Source organism: Methylobacterium sp. J-088 (assembly GCF_022829295.1).
In the GTDB taxonomy this organism is placed as follows: Bacteria; Pseudomonadota; Alphaproteobacteria; order Rhizobiales; family Beijerinckiaceae; genus Methylobacterium.
The window spans coordinates 1-17882 of sequence record NZ_JAKSYH010000145.1 but is presented as its reverse complement, the minus strand read 5'-3'; the positions used below and the strand labels follow the sequence as shown (position 1 = coordinate 17882).

Genomic DNA, 17882 nt, shown 5'->3' with positions numbered 1-17882 from the left:
GTGCATTGTCACACATGTCATTCCGGCTGATCATCAGATTGCTACGTTGTGAGGTGCTGCTATCCCCATTGTTCGTCCTCTCCCCGCGGCGCCAGCGTGTGTCACCCGCCTCTGAACACTCTTTCCCAGCGCGACGCTCTTCCAATCTTTGCCGATTCACACATCGCATTCGGGATCATCATCCGGTTGCCAGGTTGGGCCGACCAGATATCCCGCGCGCCCGCCCTCCCCCGCAGAGGGGGAGGGAGACGCACGGCCTCGTCCTGCCTCCTCTCCAAACAAGTTGTGTGAGTCCTCAAGCCCGCAGAGGGAGAGGGAGAGCGCTGCGCCTGTCAGTTCACCTTGGCCTTCACCACGCCGTAGATCGTCTCGGTCAACGTCCCGGCCTCGGCCAGCAGGCCTTCCAGTTCCTGAAGCCGCTCGTCGGCGAACTCCCGGTCTTCGAGACCCTTGGCGTTGACGTAGACGTTGAGCGCCGCGCTGCGCAGGCCGGCATAGGCCGAGAGCACCGCCACGCCGGCATCCGACACCACGTTGAGATTGCCCTTGTCGGCCGTGATCGCCGCGAGGTCGATCACCGCGCGGCAGGCCCGGCAACAGGCGAGCGGCACGTCGCAGGCCGTCTTGAGCGCGGCCTGAATCTTATCTGCGCGGGCCGCCTTCTCGTCGTCGGTGCCCTTCGGCAAGCCGTAGGCGCCCATAACGGCGTCGAAGGCCTGGACGTCCTCGCCAATCATTCCGGTGAGAACGACCCGCAAGCCTTCGGACTTGGCGAGCACGTCCTTCAGCTCGGCCTCGACCTCGACGTACTTCTTCTTGCCGATGGTGAGGTTGCAGACCATCGACACCAGGGCAGCGCCCATGGCGCCGGAGATCGCCGCCGCGCCGCCGCCCCCGGGGGTCGGGGCGGCGCTCGCGAGCTCCGTGAGGAACTTTTCGATGCTGTCGGTCTCGGGGCGATGCGTCTCGGTCACCGGCGCCTCCTCAAGCCATCGTCTTGGCGAGGGCGTAGATCTCCTCGGCGTCGAGCACCTTATCGGTGCTCTCGAAGAGCTGGCCGACGCAGGCCCGGTGCAGTTTGAGCTTCAGGCCACCGATGCCCAGCGCCCCGAAGGCCTGCTTGCCGTTGCGCTCACGCGCCTTGTCCATCACCTCGATGCCGCCGATGCCCGTCGGGGGCTGGGCGTTGTAGTCGGCGACGAACTGGATGGACGATTCCTGCGCCCAGGCGGCTTCCGGCAGCAGCTCGACGCCGATGGCGCCGGCTGTGAACACGAGGTTGGTGCCCTTGACGAGGGCGACACGCGAGGCTTCGTCGGGGGTCGCGGCGGCCTTCACGTTGACTTTGAAGCGCGTGTTGATCTGATCGGCGGCGGCCTGGGTCTTGTCCAACGCGCGGCCCGCGATCGTCACCTCGGCGCCCTCGCCGGCGAGCAGCGCAGCCGAGCGCATGCCGACCGGGCCGGTGCCCGCCAGCACGACGGCCTTCTTGCCCTGAAGCGAGCCTGCAGCCTTGGCCACCAGCGCGACGCCGGCGGCGGCCGTGGTGTTGGAGCCGTTGGAATCGAGCATGACCGAGACGCGGAACGGGCCGAAGAAGCGCTTCTTGACCGCCGTGAACAGGTCCTCGCCCGCCGCCATGCTGCCGCCGCCGACGAAGATCGCCGTGGACTTCTTCTCGGCGCCGCCGCGGGTGTAGATCGTGCCGTCCACCAGCGCGCCGACGTTGTCGGGGTTCACGCCGCCGTAGCCGGTGATGTGGTCGGCCCCGCCATCGTAGCCGACGACCGTGTCGAACACGTTCGGCACGGCATCGGTGTCGAACAGGAACAGCAGTTTTTTTGTCATTTTCTTGGGACCTTTCCGTCGCGCCCGTGAGGCGCCGTCAGGGGTTTTTTTCAAGGGTGATCGGAGTCAGGGCCGGGATCCGCGCGTCCCCTCCCCCCTCTGCGGGGGAGGGTGGCCCCTGCGTCAGTAGGGGAAGGGAGAGGGGAGCGCGGGTTCAGAAAAGGGCGGAGTGTCATGACGGGCAAGGCCTCGTCCTGCATCGTCGCTCCCCTCTCCCGACCCCCTTCGGGGGCCACCCTCCCCCGCAGAGGGGGGAAGGAGAACCCGGCCGCTACTCGACCACGTTCTGCGGCTTGCCCGCCACGAACGCCTCGACGTTGTCGACGAGCTGATCGGCCAGGATCTGCATCGCCTCTTTGCTGGCCCAGGCCACGTGCGGGGTGACGATCAGGTTCGGCAGGTCGGCCTCGCACAGGATGTTGCCGTCCTTGGGCGGCTCCTGCGCCACCACGTCGAAGCCCGCGCCCGCAATCGTGCCGTCCTTGAGCGCTTCGAGCAAAGCCGCCTCGTCGACCAGCCCGCCCCGGGCCGTGTTGATCAGGATGGCACTCTTCTTCATGCGCTTAAGCTCGGCCGCGCCGATCATCCCCTTGGTGTCGGGGGTCAGCGGGACGTGCAGCGTGATCACGTCGGATTGGGTCAGGATCGTCTCGAAGTCCACGAGCCCGTCCTGCGGGAACACGTCGAAGGCCAGAACCTTCATGCCGAGCGCTTCGGCCCGCTTGGCGATCGACTTGCCGAGCGCCCCGTAGCCTACGATGCCGAGGGTCGAGCCGGCGATGTCGTAGATTGGATAATCGAAGTAGCAGAACTGCTTGGACTTCGCCCAATCACCCCGCCGCACCGAGTTGGCATAGGGTACGATCGCCCGGCGCAGAGCGAACATCAACCCGACCACGTGCTCCGGCACGGTGTTGAACGCGTAGTTGCGGATATTGACGACCGTGATCCCCTGCGCTTTGGCCTGGGCCTTGTCGACCACGTCGGTGCCGGTGGCCGCAACCGCGATCAGCTTGAGATCGGGGAGTTGCTTCAGCGTCTCGGCCCGCATCGGCACCTTGTTGATCAATGCGATCTCCGCGCCCTGAAGGCGGGAGACGATCTCCTCCGGCGTCCAGGTCGAGTCGTGCTCGACGTATTCGTGCGGGAAGTTGAACGGTCGGACCCTGGCATCGAGGGATTCACGATCCAGGAACACGATCTTCTTGGTCATAGGACCCCTCTCGGACGACGGGTAGTTTCCTCGATAGTCTTGTTCTTACTTGCGCGTCGGGGCGGGCCCGGCAACCCGGTCCCGCCCCGATCGCGTGCGCGGCTTACGCCTTATGCAGCGGATTCTCGCGCAGATAGCTGGAGGCGGCGGCGACGCCCGAGCCCGGCGTCACCTTGATGCCGCAATCGATCATGGCCATCTCGGCGCCCGCGATGGCGCCCAGCAGCGACAGCTCGTTCAGGTCGCCGAGGTGGCCGATGCGGAACACCTTGCCGGCAACTTTCGACAGGCCAGCGCCCAGCGAGAGGTTGTAGCGCTCGTAGGCGTGGGTGATCACCTTGGCGGCGTCGGCGCCCTCCGGGACCACGATCGCCGTGACCGTGTCGGAGTTCCACTTCGGCTCCTTGGCGCAGGGCTTGAGGCCCCAGGCCGCAACCGCCTGGCGGGTCGCCTCGGCGAGCACGTGGTGGCGGTGGTAGACGTTCTCCAGCCCCTCCTCCTTCACGACCTGCAGAGCCTCGCGCAGGCCGTAGAGCAGCGGCAGGACGGGGGTGTAGGGGAAGTAGCCGGTCGCGTTGGCGGCGAGCTGGTCCTTCCAGGCGAAGTAGGCGTGGCCGAGCCGGTCGTTGCGGCCGGTGCCGCCCTCGGCGATCTTGAGCGCCTTCGGGCTGATGCAGATCAGGCCGAGGCCGGCCGGCAGCATGAAGCCCTTCTGCGAGCCCGCGATGGCGCAGTCGACCTTCCAGTCGTCCATGTAGAACGGCAGCGAGCCGATCGACGAGATGCCATCCACGAACAGCAGCGTCGGGTGGCCTGCGGCGTCGATCGCCTTGCGAACCGCACCGATATCGCTGGTGACGCCCGTGGCGGTCTCGTTGTGGACGACCATGACGGCCTTGATCTTATGGTCCTTGTCGGCGCGCAGGGCCTCCTCGATCTTCTGCGGATCGGCGCCGGTGCCCCACTCCTCCTCCTGGACGACCACGTCGAGGCCGAGGCGCTGAGCCATGTCGACCCAGAGGTGGCTGAACTGGCCGTAGCGCGAGGTCAGCACCGTGTCGCCGCGGCAGAGCGTGTTGGACAGGGCCGATTCCCAGATGCCGGTGCCCGAGGACGGGAACAGGATCACCGTTCCGGCGGTCGAGCCGAACACCATCTTGGAGTCCTGCAGGAGCGGCTTCACCAGCTCGGGAAAGCTCGGCGAGCGGTGATCCTCGGACGGCACGTGCATGGCGCGCAGCACCCGGTCCGGGATGTTGGTCGGGCCGGGGATGAAGAGATGGTTGCGACCGGGGCGCCGGGTTGCGGCCATGATGTTTCCTCCGAATAGTCGATTGCGCGCAGGCCGAGCCTGCGACGGGTTGTCCAAACGTCCTCGGGAGTCGGTCCGGCGCCGGCGGGCGCGGCTCGCGCCACGCCGCCTCGAACGCCATCCTCTGCCGTGGGTGGGGGGCGCAGCGGAGCGGCAGGCGGCCTCGTGCCGCTCGCGTCGCGGCGCGCCCCCGCGCGCCGGTCGCCTCCGAAATGCCGTCCCGCCCGACGGCCCCAGGGCCGTCCTCGCCGCCTTCCTGTCATGCCCGGCCGCGCTCGTACCGAGCCGCCGGTTATCTGGCATTATGAGGCGGTGTAGCGTGAAAGGAAAACCGGAAAAACTTCCGGAACTTGCCAAAAAAATTTTTTGTGCGCCGCAGCGATACTAATCTCCGATTAAGAAGCTACGCCGCAACGCACCCAGGCTCGCAGGATACCGCCCTCGGCGCGTCATCAAACTGAGATGGGATCGCGCTCTGGATCCCGGCCGTATTCAGCCGCCGGGAGACGAAGCCGTGGCCGAGGGTGAGGAGATGCCGGTCCGGGTCCGGACGCTGTTCCTGTCCGATCTGCATCTCGGGACGCGCGGCTGCCAAGCCGGTCTGCTGCTGTCATTCCTGCGGGATTACGACGCCGACACGATCTACCTCGTCGGGGATATCGTGGACGGCTGGCAGCTGCGCTCCGGCTGGTACTGGCCGCAGGAGCACAACGACGTCGTCCAGAAGCTGCTGCGCAAGGTCCGCAAGGGCGCCAAGGTCGTCTACCTGCCGGGCAACCACGACGAATTCCTGCGCGACTACGTCGGCATGAATTTCGGCGGCATCGAAGTCTCCGAGACCGCGATTCACGAGGCCGCCGACGGGAAGCGCTACCTCGTGATCCACGGCGACCAGTTCGACATGGTGGTGCGCCACTCGCCCTGGCTCGCCCATCTCGGCGACGGGGCCTACACGCTGGCGCTGTCCCTCAACACGCTGCTCAACAAGATGCGCCGCCGGGTCGGACTGTCCTACTGGTCGCTCTCGGCCTGGGCGAAGCTGCGGGTGAAGAACGCCGTGAGCTTCATCGGCCGGTTCGAGACGATCCTGGCCGAGGAGGCGCGCCGACAGGGCGCCGACGGGGTGATCTGCGGCCACATCCACCACGCGGCCGATCGGCCGATCGGCGAGTTGCGCTACCTCAACACCGGCGATTGGGTCGAATCCTGCACCGGGCTGGTGGAGCATTACGACGGCCGCATGGAGGTGCTGCACTATCCGAGCCTGCTGCGCGCCCGCGCGGCCGAGACCGTGCCGCAGGCGGTCCCGGGCCGGCGCGCGGTGGCGTGAGGGCTCGACCGTGAAGCTCCTGATCGCCAGCGATGCGTGGCATCCGCAGGTCAACGGCGTGGTGCGCTCCCTGGAGCAGATGGTCCGCCGGGCCCCAGAGCACGGCTTCGCGACCACGATGCTGACGGCGGCGGATTTCCCCTCGCTGCCGATGCCGGGCTACCCGGAGATCCGCCTCGCCTATGCGGGACGGGAGCGGGTGGCGGCGCGCTGGCGGGCGGAGCGGCCGACCCATGTCCACATCGCGACCGAGGGTCCGGTGGGATACGCGGCGCGGCGGCACTGCCTGTCGCACGGCCTGCCGTTCACCACGAGCTATCACACGCGCTTCCCGGAATACCTCGCCGCCCGCCTGCCCGTGCCGGAGGCGTGGTCCTACGCTTATCTGCGCCGCTTCCACGGGGCCGCCCGCGGCACGATGGTCAGCACCGCCTCGCTCCAGAGCGAGTTGGAGGCCCGGGGCTTCACCCACATGATGCGCTGGACCCGCGGGGTCGACACCGAGCGGTTCCGCCCCGCCACGCCCGGCGCGCCGCCGCCCGAGGAACTCGCCGATCTGCCGCGACCGCTGTTCCTCTATGTCGGCCGGCTGGCGGTGGAGAAGAACATCGCAGCCTTCCTGAACCTCGATCTGCCGGGCACCAAGATCGTGGTCGGTGACGGGCCGGACCGGGGCCGGCTCCAGAGCCTGGCGCCGGCGGCCCGGTTCCTCGGGACCCGGACGGGGGCGGCGCTCTCGGCGGTCTACGCGGCCTGCGACGTGTTCGTGTTCCCGAGCCTGACCGACACGTTCGGGATCGTGCTGCTGGAGGCGCTGGCCTGCGGCCTGCCGGTGGCGGCCTTCCCGGTGCCGGGGCCGAACGACGTGATCGGGGGCACCCGGGTGGGCATCCTCGATCAGGACCTGCGGGTCGCCGCCCTCGCCGCCCTCGACCTGTCCCGGGCCGAGTGCAGGGCCGAGGCCCTGCGCCGGGGCTGGGAGGTGAGCGCGCGCCAGTTCTTCGGCAACATCATCGAAGCCCATGGCGGCGAGCGCCTTGCCCGGGACGCCGCCTGAACGGGTTTCCAAGGGGCTTGCCCTTTGGTGGCTCGGCAGGGCAAAGTTCGAGACCCGCAAAAGGTCGGAGACCTTTTGAAACCGTGACGTTCGTGATTCCACGGAAGAGGGCGATGGCGCGCTCGTTCGATCCGTCCCGCGCAGCGGCCTATCCGGTGGCGATCGGCTGCGATGAGGTTGGCCGCGGTGCCCTGTGCGGCCCAGTCGTGGTCGCGGCGGTCTGGTTCGATCCGGCGGCGCTCCCGCCCGACTTGCTCGCCGCCCTCGACGACAGCAAGCGCCTCCCCGAGCCCGAGCGGGAGCGGCTCGCACCCTTGATCCGCGCTCACGCCCGCGTCGCCGTTTCGGCCGGCTCCCGGGCGCTGATCGACCGCGTCAACATCCGCGCCGCGACCCTCGACGCCATGGCGCGCGCGGTGGGCCGACTGGGCATCGCGGCGCCGGTCCTGGTCGATGGCCGCGACGCGCTGCCCGGACTGCCCAGCCGGGCGGTGGTCGGCGGGGACCGGCTGGTGCCGCAGATCGCCGCCGCCGCGATCGTCGCCAAGGTGTTTCGCGACACGCTGATGCGGCGCCTCGCCCTGCGCCACCCCGGCTACGGCTGGGAGCGCAATGTCGGCTACGGGACCGCTCTCCACCGGGCCGGCCTGACCAGCCTCGGCCGAAGCCCGCACCATCGGCTGAGCTTCACCCGTGGGTTCGATACGGCGCCCTGACGTGCTTCCCAGGGCTCCGCCCTGGACCCGCGAAAGGTCTCGACCTTTCGAAACCGGGGTTTTTCCGAACGGGTTGAACGGGCGCTTAAAACAAATTCAGCTGCGCCCCCGGCTTGCGAAAGACTTCCCGGGTCAGGTCCATCCGGCCGAACGCGTAGCCGAGCCGTGTCCCGGCGAGCCGGACGCGCTGGCCGATCATCGCCGCGTAGGCACCCTCGCCGCGGAAGCGATGACCGAAACGGGGATCGTTCTCGCGGCCACCCCGGGCCTGCCGGAGCAGCGCGAAGGCGCGGGCCTGCCGCTCCGGATAGTGCTCGGTGAACCAATCGGCCACCAAGTCGGCGACTTCGCCCGGGAGTCGCAGCAGGGCATGGCCGATCCGGCGCGCGCCGTGCTCCCGGGCGCGGGCGAGGATGGACTCGATCTCGTGGTCGGTCAGCCCCAGGATGATCGGGGAGACGTTGACCATCACGGGCACCCCCGCTTCGCTCAGGCGCGCCATCGCGGCGAGACGCTTCTCGGGCCGGGGGGCCCGGGGATCGAGCCGCCGGGCGAGGACCGGATCGAGGGTCGGCAGCGAGATCGCGACAAGGGCGAGGTTGTCGGCGGCCATCTCGGCCAGGAGGTCGAGATCGCGCAGGACGAGGTCGGATTTCGTGGTGACGCCGACCGGATGCCGCGTGTCCCGCAGAACCTCCAGCACCGCCCGGGTGATGCGGTGGGTGCGCTCGGCCGGCTGGTAGGGATCGGTGGCCGTGCCCAGCGCGATCGTGTCCGGGCTGTATCCCGGCGCCGCGAGTTCGCGCAGGAGCAGCCGGGCGGCGTCCGGCTTGGCGAAGATCCGCGATTCGAAATCGAGCCCCGGCGACAGACCCAGGAAGGCATGGGTCGGTCGCGCATAGCAGTAGATGCAGCCGTGCTCGCAGCCACGATACGGATTGATCGAGCGATCGAAGGGTATGTCGGGCGAAGTGTTGCGGGCGATGATCCGGGCGGATCGTTCCGGCGTCACCTGCGTACGCAGGGGAGCGGGATCGTCGGCCGTCCAGTCGGGGTCGTGAAACGCCTCGCGCTGGGCCGCCTCGAAACGGCCGGTGGGGTTGGACGTGGACCCGCGCCCGCGCCGCCCGGCCTCAGGGGGCGTGCTAGCGGCGAGCCGCCGCATACCCGCTGGTCTCGACTTGTCCCGCGAACCCAAGACGTTGTCCGCCATGATGACGCCCTCTGTTTCACGTGAAACATAGAGAGAACATCGGGCTAAGGAACGCCTGTTTTTCGGGCAACTTCCACATCTGTGCGTCTCTCGGTAACACCCCGACCGTCCGGCGACGCAGGAATGGTTTACGGCAGCGCAAAATCGTCTATGCGCGCGCTCATGCTCTCTGCGGTGACCTACGTGGCCGACCCGGCCCATCCGGACGCGATCGATCGCTTGGCTGACACGCTCGGCGTGCTCGTCTCCGGCGTCGCCGGTGGCCTGATCGGCGATGCGGTGATCGTGACGGGTCGCGCCAGCGACGCCGTGGCGGCCGTCGCCGAGGCGACTGGCGCGGTCTTGGTCGTCCACGCTGGCGACAGCCCCTACACGGCGGGCGCCGCATTGGCGCGTCGGGACTGGATCCTGTGCCTCGAGGCCGGGGATGTCCCCGCGGAGGGCTGGATTCGGACCCTCGACCGCTTCGTCGGCACCGCCCGGCCGGAGACCGGCCTCGGCCGCCTGCACCGCCCGGCCGCCGGCTGGCGTGCGCGCCTGGTCGGCCGGGCCGAGATCCTGACAGGCGCCCGCAGCGCCAGGGCGGGCGACGTGGTCCGGCGCGAGGCGCTGCGGAGCGGACCGGTCTTCACCGCGCGCCTCAAGGTTCGGCCGCTGATTGCCCGTATCGATCGAGCATAATCGCGAGGATATTGCTACAGGCCACGTTGTTGTCCGTTGATCCGCCTCTACAACTCTCAGTCAATGGCAAAGGATTTGCGGCTTCTCCCGGTGAGGGCGGGGCCGCCTGCCCGCTGCGCCCTGGGAGGATGTTGCGATGGATGCGTCGGGCCTGATGGGGCGGAAATCCGTCGACGACATCATCGAAAGCGGCGAGGGCGAGCAGCAACTCTCGAAGTCGCTCGGCGCGCTGTCGATCACCGCGATGGGCATCGGCGCCATCATCGGCGCCGGCATCTTCGTGCTGACCGGCACGGCCGCCGCGCAATATGCCGGGCCGGGGATCATGTTGTCCTTCGTACTCGGCGGCATCGCCTGCGCGTTCGTCGGCCTGTGCTACTCCGAGATGGCGGCGCTGATCCCGGTGGCGGGGTCGAGCTACACCTACACCTACGCGACGCTGGGCGAATTCTTCGCGTGGCTGATCGGCTGGGATCTCATCCTGGAATACGCCATGGGGGCGGCCACCGTGGCGGTGGGCTGGTCGGGCTACGTCACCAGCATCCTGAAGGATGTCGGGATCGCGATCCCGGCGCAATTCGCGCACGCGCCCGGCACTTCGATCGACGGCGGGGGCACCGCCCTGTTCAACCTGCCGGCGGTGCTGATCGTGGCGCTGATCACGCTTCTGCTGATGCGCGGCACCAAGGAATCGGCGCGCTTCAACAACGTCATGGTGGCGGTGAAACTGACCGTCGTGGTGGCCTTCATCGCGCTGGGCTGGGGCCATGTCGACACGGCGCACTGGACGCCGCTGATCCCGGAGAACGACGGCACCTTCGGGCATTACGGCTACAGCGGCATCCTGCGCGGCGCGGGCGTGGTGTTCTTCGCCTTCATCGGCTTCGACGCGGTCTCCACCGCGGCCCAGGAGGCGCGCAAGCCCCAGAAGGACATGCCGATCGGCATTCTGGGCTCGCTCGTCGTCTGCACCATCCTGTACGTTCTGGTGGCGGCCGTGCTCACCGGGCTGGTTCCCTACAAGGATCTGAACGTCCCCGATCCGATCGCCAAGGGCGTCGACGTGATCGGCATCGGCTGGTTCGCCATCCTGATCAAGCTCGGGGCGCTCACCGGCCTGACCACCGTGATCCTCGTGCTGCTCTACGGCCAGAGCCGGATCTTCTTCACCATGGCGCAGGACGGCCTGCTGCCGAAGATGTTCGCCCACGTCCATCCGACCTACCAGACGCCCTATCGCAGCCAGGCGCTGATCGGCGCCGCGGTCGCCGTGGTGGCGGCTTTGGTGCCGATCAACATCCTGGGCGAGATGGTCAGCATCGGGACGCTCGCGGCCTTCATCCTGGTCTGCGGCTCGGTGATCTACCTGCGCCGGACCAACCGGAACATGAAGCGCCCGTTTCGGGCACCGGCCGTGCCGATGGTGCCGATCCTCGGCATCCTGTTCTGCCTCCTGCTCATGGCCGGCCTGCCGCTCGATACGTGGCTGCGGCTGGTGATCTGGATGGCGATCGGGCTCGTCGTCTACTTCTTTTATGGGCGCAAGCACTCGGTCCTGCGCCGCAAGGAGGGGACCACGGCGTAGCGCCGTTCGCAGTGGCCGACGCGCTGGCTCAAAGCACGACGCGCCTCTCCCTCCCCCCTTTGCGGGCGAGGGTGGCCCCTGCGTCAGCAGTAGTCGGGAGAGGGGAGCCCGGCTTCAGAAGGGGGCGCGGCTGGCGGGACAGGCAGAACTTGGTCCTGCACCGTCACTCCCCTCTCCCGACCCCTTTCGGGGCCACCCTCTCCCGCATAGGGGAGAGGGAAATTCCCGCGCCTCACACCGTGATGCTGGCCCCCCGCCGCAGATGCTCGTCGAGCCGCGGCATGATCTCCACGAAGTTGCAGGGGCGGTGCCGGTAGTCGAGCTGCTGCGCCAGGATCCCGTCCCAAGCATCCCGGCAGGCCCCGGGGGAGCCCGGCAGCACGAACACGTAGGTCGCCCGCGCGACCCCGGCGGTGGCCCGCGATTGCAGGGTCGAGGTGCCGATCTTGTCGTAGGAGATGCGGTGGAAGACGGCGGAAAAGCCGTCCATGCGCTTCTCGAACAGCGGCTCCAGCGCCTCCGGAGTCACGTCGCGCCCGGTGAAGCCCGTGCCGCCCGTGGTCAGCACCACGTCGATACCCGGATCGCGCAGCCATGCCTCGACCTGGCCTCGGATCGCCGGGACCTCGTCCGGCACGATGGACCGGGCCGCGAGGCGGTGGCCCGCCTCCGTCAGGCGCTCGACCAGCGTGTCGCCGGATCGGTCGTCCTCCGGGCGGCGGGTGTCCGACACGGTCAGCACCGCGATCGACAGGGGGATGAAGGCGCGCGGGGCGGGCTGGTCGGCCATGGATCGGGTCTCCGGGACAGGCGACCGATATGGGCCCGCCGCTTCGGCTTGTCGCCCCCAGGCGGTCGCACGCGCCCCCTTGCGGCGGAAGGCAAACTCGGTTGTGCTCTGCCGATCCTCCGGAGACTCTATCCGATGCACATGTACGGCAACTGGCGCTCGGCCGCCGCCTTCCGGGTGCGGATCGCCCTCAAGCTCAAGGGCATCGCCTACGAGGAGACCTTCATCGACCTCGATGCGGGCGACCAGCACAAGCTGGAATTCCGGGCGATCAACCCGCAGGGCGCGGTCCCGGCCTTGTTCGACGGGGACGGGCCGCCGCTCACCCAGTCCCTCGCGATCCTGGATTACCTGGAGGAGACGCAGGGCGGCGTGCGCCTCCTGCCCGAGGAGCCCCGGGCGCGGGCGCGGGCGCGCTCGCTGGCGCAGGTCGTCGCCTGCGACACGCACCCCCTCTACGTGCCGCGGGTCCGTACCTTCCTGATGGAGCATTACGACCTGCCCCGGGAGCGGATGCTCGACTTCCTGCGCAACGCCTTCGAGACCGGCCTGCGGACCCTGGAGACGCGCCTCGCCAACGAGCCCGGAACCGGCCGATTCTGCCAGGGCGACGCGGTGAGCCACGCCGATCTTTGTCTCGTGAGCCTCTGGGTCGGGACCGGTATCTTCGGCGTGGATACGGCGGCCTATCCGACCGTCGGGCGGATCGCTGCGGAATGCCTCGCCTTGCCGGCGGTGGCCGAGGCCCATCCCCTGCGTCAGCCCGGCGCTCCGCAGGCGTGACCCGGGACGGGCGTCGCGGGCGCGCGTGGCTTCGTCACGCGTGGCTTCGTTGCGCGTGATCTTGGCAGGCAGATGTGGCAATCGGACACTCGGCACGTGTAAGCAGGCCGGCGTCTTAATCCCGGTCCGGGAGCGGAAAGAGTGGCGATGGCATCCGTCGAGAACGAGTCAGGTTTGCATCGCGTCGTGGTGGTGGGCGGCGGCGCCGCCGGCCTTCAGCTGGTGACGAAGCTCGGCGACAAGCTTGGGCAGGGCAAGCGCGCCCACATCACGCTGGTGGACCGCGCCCGCACGCATATCTGGAAGCCGCTGCTCCACGAGGTCGCGGCCGGCAGCCTCGACATCGGCCACCACGCGGTCGATTACCTGCACCACGCCCACATGCACGGCTTCCGCTACCGGATCGGGCGCATGACCGGGCTCGACCGGGACGCCCGGACGATCCAGCTCGCGGCGAGCCACGACGCCGAGGGCCGCGAGGTCACGCCCGAGCGCACGGTTCCCTACGACACGCTGGTGATGGCGGTGGGCTCCACCACCAACGATTTCGGCACGCCGGGCGTCGCCGAACACGCCATCGCGCTCGACACCCAGGATCAGGCGGTGCGCTTCCACCAGCGCCTCGTGAACGCGTCCCTTCGGGCCCACACCCAGGCCGGCCCGGTCCGGCCCGGGCAGCTCCATGTGACGGTGATTGGCGCGGGTGCGACCGGCACCGAGCTCGCCGCCGAGCTGCACCGGACCCTGCGCCACGTGGTCGCCACGGGGCTCGACAAGATCGACCCCGGCAAGGACATCCGCATCACCCTGGTGGAGGCGGCCGACCGCATCCTGCCGGCCGTGCCGCAACGGCTCTCGACCGAGGTGATGCAGCTCCTCAACAAGATCGGCGTCGATGTCCGCGTGAAGGCGCGCGTGACCGAGGTGCGGGCGGATGGCGTGCAGCTCGCCGACGGCACCTTCATCCCCTCGGAGCTGGTGGTCTGGGCGGCGGGCGTGAAGGCGCCGCCGTTCCTTCAGGGCATCGGCGGCCTCGAGACGACGCGCACCAACCAGCTCGTGGTGGCTCCGACCCTGCAGACGACGCGGGACCCCGACATCTTCGCGATGGGCGACTGCGCCTATCTGGTCGAGGCGGGCTCCGACACGCCGGTGCCGCCGCGCGCGCAGGCGGCCCACCAGCAGGCGAGCCATCTCATCGGCCAGATCCGGGCCAAGATCGACGGAAAGCCGCTCAAGCCCTTCAAGTACAAGGATTTCGGCTCGCTGGTGTCGCTCGGCGAGTACTCGACCGTCGGCAGCCTGATGGGGTTCGTGCGCGGCAAGAACATGCTGATCGCCGGGCTGTTCGCCCGGATGATGTACCGCTCGCTCTACAAGATGCACGAGCAGGCGCTCCACGGCACCGCCAAGACGGTCCTCGACACCCTGGCGCGCGCCCTCACCCGCCGCACCGAGCCGCGGGTGAAGCTGCATTAGCAGCGATCATCCGATCAGGGTTTCGAACGGTCCGGGACCCGCCCTTTCGAGGTGTTTGCGGAGTCACTTTGACACTGCCTTGGCGCCCTCTCCTCCGCCGTGTGGGGAGACGTTGGAGGTGGGGGTGATGCAGAAGGCGCCGGACCGCTCGATCCTGAGCCACCCCCACGCCGTACCCCTCCCCACAAGGTGGATGGGAAAAGGCGTTGATTTTTAAAACGTCAGACCCAAGAATCGCGATTCTGGCAGTCAGTCCAAAGACCTTGAACGGGCTCGGTCCGCGACCGTTTGCGGGTACGCGGCGCAAGCTTTGCGGAATTTTCGGGGCCCTGCCCCAACCCCGCCAAAGGGATGATCCCTTTGGGATCCCCAGAGGCCCAAAGACGTCCCGTAACAGACTCTACCCCCGCGCGCGGGCCCGAATCATGAAGTTGTCGTAGGTGTATTCCGCGACCTGGAACCAGAGATACTCCTCGTTCCGGAAGGTGCGCATCGCCTCGTAGACCCGACGGAAATCGGCGTTCTTGGCCGCGATCTCGCCGTAGACGTCGTTGGCGTTCTTGAGGGCGGCTTCCATCACATCCTGCGGGAAGGGCCGCAGCAGCGCGCCGCCGGCGACCAGCCGGCGCAGGGCCTGGGGGTTGCGCGCGTCGTACTTGGCCTGCACCTCGGTGCCGACCTGGGCGGCGGCGGCCCGCAGGATCGCCTGGTAGTTCTTCGGCAGCGCCTTCCATGCCTCGGCGTTGAACCAGAAGTGCAGCATCGCGCCGCCCTCCCAGAAGCCGGGATAATGATAGACCGGCGCGACCTTCTGCAGCCCGAGGCGCTCGTCGTCGTACGGACCGATCCACTCGGCGGCGTCGATCTTCTTCGCCTCCAGCGCCGCGTAGATCTCGGAACCCGGAATCGTCTGCGGCTGGACGCCGAACTTGGCGAGCACCTGCCCGCCCATGCCGTCGATCCGGAACTTGAGCCCCTGGAGATCGGCGAGGCTCTTGATCTCGCGCCGGAACCAGCCGCCCATCTGCGCGCCGGTGTTGCCCCCCGGCACGCAGACGAGACCGGCCTTCGCGAACACCTCGGCGAAGAGCTCGGCCGCGCCCCCCGCCAGCCACCAGGCGGCGGCCCCCCGGGCGTTGAGCCCGAACGGCACGGCGGTCGCGAGCGCGAAGGTCGGGTCCTTGGCCATGCCCAGCGTCGCCGGCCCGTGACCCATCTCGACGGTGCCGGCCGCGACGGCATCCAAGAGGCCCTCGGCGGGAACCGGCTCGCCGGGGCCCTGGACCCGGATCTGGAAACGACCGTCCGTCGCCTCGGCGACGATCCGGCTGAGCGTCTCGGAGGCGCCGAACAGGATGTCGAGGGTCTTGGCGTAGGCCGAGGACAGGCGCCACCGCAGCTCCGGCGCGCCCTCGGCCAGGGCCGGAGCGGCGAGCGGCCCGGCGACGGCCGCGCCCAGGCCGGCGGCCAGGAGGGTGCGCCGCGTTCCGGCCTTCGAGGGGTGCGCGATAAGCGTGTCGTCCAACGGGATCTCGTCCGAGCGTGTGATGTCCGTCCGGCGCGGATTTGCCGGCCCGCAGCTAGCATGTCTGCACCGGTTCTCGAAAGCCGCGGGCGGCGGCGGCAGTTCCGTCGCAGCTCGAATCGGGCGACCGACCGTGCTAGGCGCCGGAGATGGAACCCATGCCCTCCGTCACCCTGCATACCGTCTGCGGCCTGGAGGAGCTGGCCGGCCATGGGACGCGCGGCGTCAGCCATGTCCTGTCGCTCCTCGACCCCGGCACGCCGGAGCCCGAGGCCTTCGGGGCTTACGGTGCCCATACCCGCACGACGCTGCATTTCCACGACTGCCTCGGCCCCGGCGACGGGCTCGTGCCGCCAGAGCCGGAGGATGTCGCGGCGATCCTCGGGTTCGGACGGCAACTCGACGGGGCGGCGCATCTGCTGGTGCATTGCCATTACGGCCTGTCGCGCTCCACCGCGGCGCTGCTGATGCTGTTCGCGCAGGCCGAGCCCGGGACGCCGGCCGACGCCCTGGTGGCGCGGTTGCACGCCCTGCGCGAGCCGGCCTGGCCCAATGCAAGGATGATCGGTTTCGCGGACGCGCAACTCGGCCGGGAGGGACGGCTCAGCGAGGCGGTCCGGCAGCTCCACGCCCTGCAATTGCGGGTGCGGCCCCACCTCGCCGAATTACTGCGCGGGCTCGGGCGCGGTGCGGAGGTGGACGCCGCGAAGGCGTGAGGCCGCGGCCCGTCCGGTCAGGCAGCTGCCGTCCCCAGTCGGCACGTCCGGAAACGGACTTTCGGCAGCTCCCCGTACGCGGCATCGCCCCGCCCGACGCCGGGATCTGCGCGAGAGCGCCTATTTGCCCGCCGGCGTAAAGCTCCCGTCCTTCCACACGTACAGCACGTAGCCCTGCGCGGTGACGTCGCCCTTGGCGTCGAACCCGACCGTGCCGAGCACGAGGTCGAACCGTTCCGTGTGCAGCGCCTGCGCGATCGGCTTCGGCTCGACCGAATGGGCGAAGTTGGCGGCCGCCACCAGCGCCTGCATGGCCGCGTAGCCGTAGATGGTCGATCCGGTGGGATCGACGCCCTCGCCCTTGAAGGTCTTCACCACGCTGGCCGCGGCCGGCTGCCGGCTCGGATCGAGGTAGAAGGTCATCAGGACGCCGTTGCTCGCAGGCCCGGCGATCTTGCCGAAGTCCGGCGAGGCGATGGCCGAGGTGCCGAACCATTGCGGCCGAAAACCCCGGTCGGCGGCGATCTTCACGAGGCGCCCCATCTCGGTGGCGTCGCCGCCGTAATAGACCACGTCGATCCCCGCGGCCTTCAGGCGGTCGGCCAGGGCGGTATCGTCGGCGTCGCTCGGTGAGAACGAGAGCGACAGCGCCTCGTTGACGCCGATCCGGTTGAGGTTGTCCTTGGTGGCCGCGGCGAGCGCCCGGGAGGCCGGGGTCTGATCCTGGATCAGCGCGATCTTCCGGTCGCGGAACCGCTCGGCCAGCACGGCGGCCGAGAGCCGCGCCTGATCGTCATCCCGTCCGCAGACGCGGAAGATGGTCGGCAGTCCCCGGTCGGTGAGCCGCGCCGCCACGGAGGCGGCGGTGATCATCACCACGCCGTTCTGGGCGTAGATGTCGGACGCCGCGATCGAGGCGTTGGAGCAGACATGCCCGACCACGAGGCGGACGTTCCCGCGCACGAAGTGGTTAGCCACCGCGGTCGCGGTGTTCGAGTCGCAGGCATCGTCCTGCACGTCGAGGGTGACGGGCTGGCCGTCGAGGCCGCCCATGGCGTTGGCGTCCCGCGCCGCCGCCTCGACCCCGCGCAGCACCTGCTCGCCCACCGCAACGTAGGGCCCCGAGCGTGGGACCGCCACGCCGACCACCACATCGGCCTTCGCCGGCACCGCCGGGAGGAGCACGACACACAGGCTCAGGGACATCAGTGCAGGCTGGAACAGCCCGCTGGCGGGGACGACGCGTCCGATCTTCATCGGGCTCTTCTAGGCATCCTTGCGCGCGGCGACTACAGGCGGACGGCGTGCGGCATCCGCGACGCACGCCCTCACCGCACCCGAAGGCCATACGCGAGGATGCGGAGAAACGCGATTGTTTTCCGCAGCCTGTCGCGCGTCGTCCCGGCCTTACTTCACGTAGTAGTAGGCGGTGGCGACGGACGAGACCGGACCGGTGACGCCGCTGAAGGCGGTCAGCACCTTCGACAGTTCGGCGAACGGCGCGTTCGAGACGTAGACGAGGTCGCGGTTGCGCATCCGGAACGCCTGGGACACGAACAGGCTGTTGGGGTCGCGCATGTCGATCCGGTAGACCACCGGGACCAGCGGCGTGCCGAGCAGCTTCGAGCCCGGGT

Annotated in this window: 16 protein-coding genes and 1 pseudogene; 8 read left to right on the top strand and 9 right to left on the bottom strand. The window is 69.0% G+C overall.

Annotated elements, in window-relative coordinates; translation table 11 throughout:
* Positions 1–332: 332 nt before the first annotated feature.
* The 4 genes from fchA to MKK63_RS16410 all read right to left on the bottom strand — a co-directional run bounded on the left by fchA (position 333) and on the right by MKK63_RS16410 (position 4373).
* Positions 333–974 carry a methenyltetrahydrofolate cyclohydrolase gene (fchA, locus tag MKK63_RS16425; RefSeq protein WP_244003586.1) on the bottom strand — a complete coding sequence of 214 codons (642 nt, stop codon included), beginning with the start codon at positions 972–974 and terminating at the stop codon, positions 333–335.
* A 10-nt stretch (positions 975–984) separates the two neighbouring features.
* Positions 985–1848: an NADP-dependent methylenetetrahydromethanopterin/methylenetetrahydrofolate dehydrogenase gene (locus MKK63_RS16420; RefSeq protein ID WP_244003584.1), complete on the bottom strand. Its 864-nt coding sequence runs from the start codon at positions 1846–1848 to the stop codon at positions 985–987.
* 271 nt (positions 1849–2119) lie between these two features.
* Complete coding sequence (locus MKK63_RS16415; protein WP_244003582.1) at positions 2120–3061, bottom strand: D-2-hydroxyacid dehydrogenase; 942 nt, start codon at positions 3059–3061, stop codon at positions 2120–2122.
* A 103-nt stretch (positions 3062–3164) separates the two neighbouring features.
* Positions 3165–4373: an aminotransferase class V-fold PLP-dependent enzyme gene (locus MKK63_RS16410; RefSeq protein WP_244003580.1), complete on the bottom strand. Its 1209-nt coding sequence runs from the start codon at positions 4371–4373 to the stop codon at positions 3165–3167.
* Between the two features lie 514 nt (positions 4374–4887).
* On the opposite strand from MKK63_RS16410, the gene MKK63_RS16405 reads away from it, so the two are divergent.
* The 3 genes from MKK63_RS16405 to MKK63_RS16395 all read left to right on the top strand — a co-directional run bounded on the left by MKK63_RS16405 (position 4888) and on the right by MKK63_RS16395 (position 7476).
* Positions 4888–5703: a UDP-2,3-diacylglucosamine diphosphatase gene (locus MKK63_RS16405; protein WP_244003578.1), complete on the top strand. Its 816-nt coding sequence runs from the start codon at positions 4888–4890 to the stop codon at positions 5701–5703.
* Positions 5704–5713: 10 nt separating this feature from the next.
* Positions 5714–6760: a glycosyltransferase family 4 protein gene (locus tag MKK63_RS16400; RefSeq protein WP_244003576.1), complete on the top strand. Its 1047-nt coding sequence runs from the start codon at positions 5714–5716 to the stop codon at positions 6758–6760.
* Positions 6761–6873: 113 nt separating this feature from the next.
* The gene (locus MKK63_RS16395; protein ID WP_244003573.1) at positions 6874–7476 is read left to right on the top strand and encodes a ribonuclease HII; all 603 of its coding nucleotides are present in this window, start codon (positions 6874–6876) and stop codon (positions 7474–7476) included.
* A gap of 85 nt (positions 7477–7561) precedes the next feature.
* Here the strand turns inward: MKK63_RS16395 and MKK63_RS16390 are convergent, their stop codons facing one another.
* Positions 7562–8689, bottom strand: coding sequence for a PA0069 family radical SAM protein (locus MKK63_RS16390; RefSeq protein WP_409564522.1), 1128 nt, complete (start codon positions 8687–8689; stop codon positions 7562–7564).
* A gap of 150 nt (positions 8690–8839) precedes the next feature.
* On the opposite strand from MKK63_RS16390, the gene MKK63_RS16385 reads away from it, so the two are divergent.
* Together MKK63_RS16385 and MKK63_RS16380 are read left to right on the top strand one after the other, a co-directional pair.
* Positions 8840–9370, top strand: coding sequence for a hypothetical protein (locus MKK63_RS16385; RefSeq protein ID WP_244003571.1), 531 nt, complete (start codon positions 8840–8842; stop codon positions 9368–9370).
* Positions 9371–9506: 136 nt separating this feature from the next.
* Entirely contained in the window at positions 9507–10955 is a 1449-nt protein-coding gene (locus tag MKK63_RS16380; RefSeq protein ID WP_244003569.1) for an amino acid permease, read from the top strand.
* A gap of 232 nt (positions 10956–11187) precedes the next feature.
* On the opposite strand, the gene moaB is transcribed toward MKK63_RS16380, so the two are convergent.
* Entirely contained in the window at positions 11188–11745 is a 558-nt protein-coding gene (moaB, locus tag MKK63_RS16375; RefSeq protein ID WP_244003567.1) for a molybdenum cofactor biosynthesis protein B, read from the bottom strand.
* 135 nt (positions 11746–11880) lie between these two features.
* Between moaB and maiA the strand changes: the two genes are divergently transcribed.
* Together maiA and MKK63_RS16365 are read left to right on the top strand one after the other, a co-directional pair.
* Complete coding sequence (gene maiA / locus MKK63_RS16370; protein ID WP_244003565.1) at positions 11881–12528, top strand: maleylacetoacetate isomerase; 648 nt, start codon at positions 11881–11883, stop codon at positions 12526–12528.
* 147 nt (positions 12529–12675) lie between these two features.
* Complete coding sequence (locus tag MKK63_RS16365) at positions 12676–14007, top strand: NAD(P)/FAD-dependent oxidoreductase (protein WP_244003563.1); 1332 nt, start codon at positions 12676–12678, stop codon at positions 14005–14007.
* A gap of 400 nt (positions 14008–14407) precedes the next feature.
* Here MKK63_RS16365 and MKK63_RS16360 read toward each other — a convergent pair whose 3' ends face one another.
* Positions 14408–15538 (bottom strand): TRAP transporter substrate-binding protein, encoded by a 1131-nt coding sequence (locus MKK63_RS16360; RefSeq protein WP_244003589.1) that lies wholly within the window; start codon positions 15536–15538, stop codon positions 14408–14410.
* A gap of 143 nt (positions 15539–15681) precedes the next feature.
* Here MKK63_RS16360 and MKK63_RS16355 point away from each other — a divergent pair, with 143 nt between their 5' ends.
* Positions 15682–16248, top strand: a complete 567-nt coding sequence (locus MKK63_RS16355; RefSeq protein ID WP_244003561.1) for a tyrosine phosphatase family protein — start codon at positions 15682–15684, stop codon at positions 16246–16248.
* Between the two features lie 120 nt (positions 16249–16368).
* Here the strand turns inward: MKK63_RS16355 and MKK63_RS16350 are convergent, their stop codons facing one another.
* Positions 16369–17505, bottom strand: coding sequence for a branched-chain amino acid ABC transporter substrate-binding protein (locus MKK63_RS16350; protein ID WP_244003558.1), 1137 nt, complete (start codon positions 17503–17505; stop codon positions 16369–16371).
* A 150-nt stretch (positions 17506–17655) separates the two neighbouring features.
* Positions 17656–17882: pseudogene (locus tag MKK63_RS16345) on the bottom strand (sugar transporter); the annotation flags it as partial.

Coding starts and splice junctions, on each gene's coding strand:
- MKK63_RS16395 (WP_244003573.1), top strand. CDS start 6,874: ATGGCGCGCTCGTTCGATCCGTCCCGCGCAGCGGCCTATCCGGTGGCG.
- MKK63_RS16355 (WP_244003561.1), top strand. CDS start 15,682: ATGGAACCCATGCCCTCCGTCACCCTGCATACCGTCTGCGGCCTGGAG.
- MKK63_RS16385 (WP_244003571.1), top strand. CDS start 8,840: ATGCGCGCGCTCATGCTCTCTGCGGTGACCTACGTGGCCGACCCGGCC.
- MKK63_RS16350 (WP_244003558.1), bottom strand. CDS start 17,505: ATGAAGATCGGACGCGTCGTCCCCGCCAGCGGGCTGTTCCAGCCTGCA.
- MKK63_RS16390 (WP_409564522.1), bottom strand. CDS start 8,689: ATGGCGGACAACGTCTTGGGTTCGCGGGACAAGTCGAGACCAGCGGGT.
- MKK63_RS16380 (WP_244003569.1), top strand. CDS start 9,507: ATGGATGCGTCGGGCCTGATGGGGCGGAAATCCGTCGACGACATCATC.
- maiA (WP_244003565.1), top strand. CDS start 11,881: ATGCACATGTACGGCAACTGGCGCTCGGCCGCCGCCTTCCGGGTGCGG.
- moaB (WP_244003567.1), bottom strand. CDS start 11,745: ATGGCCGACCAGCCCGCCCCGCGCGCCTTCATCCCCCTGTCGATCGCG.
- MKK63_RS16420 (WP_244003584.1), bottom strand. CDS start 1,848: ATGACAAAAAAACTGCTGTTCCTGTTCGACACCGATGCCGTGCCGAAC.
- MKK63_RS16415 (WP_244003582.1), bottom strand. CDS start 3,061: ATGACCAAGAAGATCGTGTTCCTGGATCGTGAATCCCTCGATGCCAGG.
- MKK63_RS16410 (WP_244003580.1), bottom strand. CDS start 4,373: ATGGCCGCAACCCGGCGCCCCGGTCGCAACCATCTCTTCATCCCCGGC.
- MKK63_RS16365 (WP_244003563.1), top strand. CDS start 12,676: ATGGCATCCGTCGAGAACGAGTCAGGTTTGCATCGCGTCGTGGTGGTG.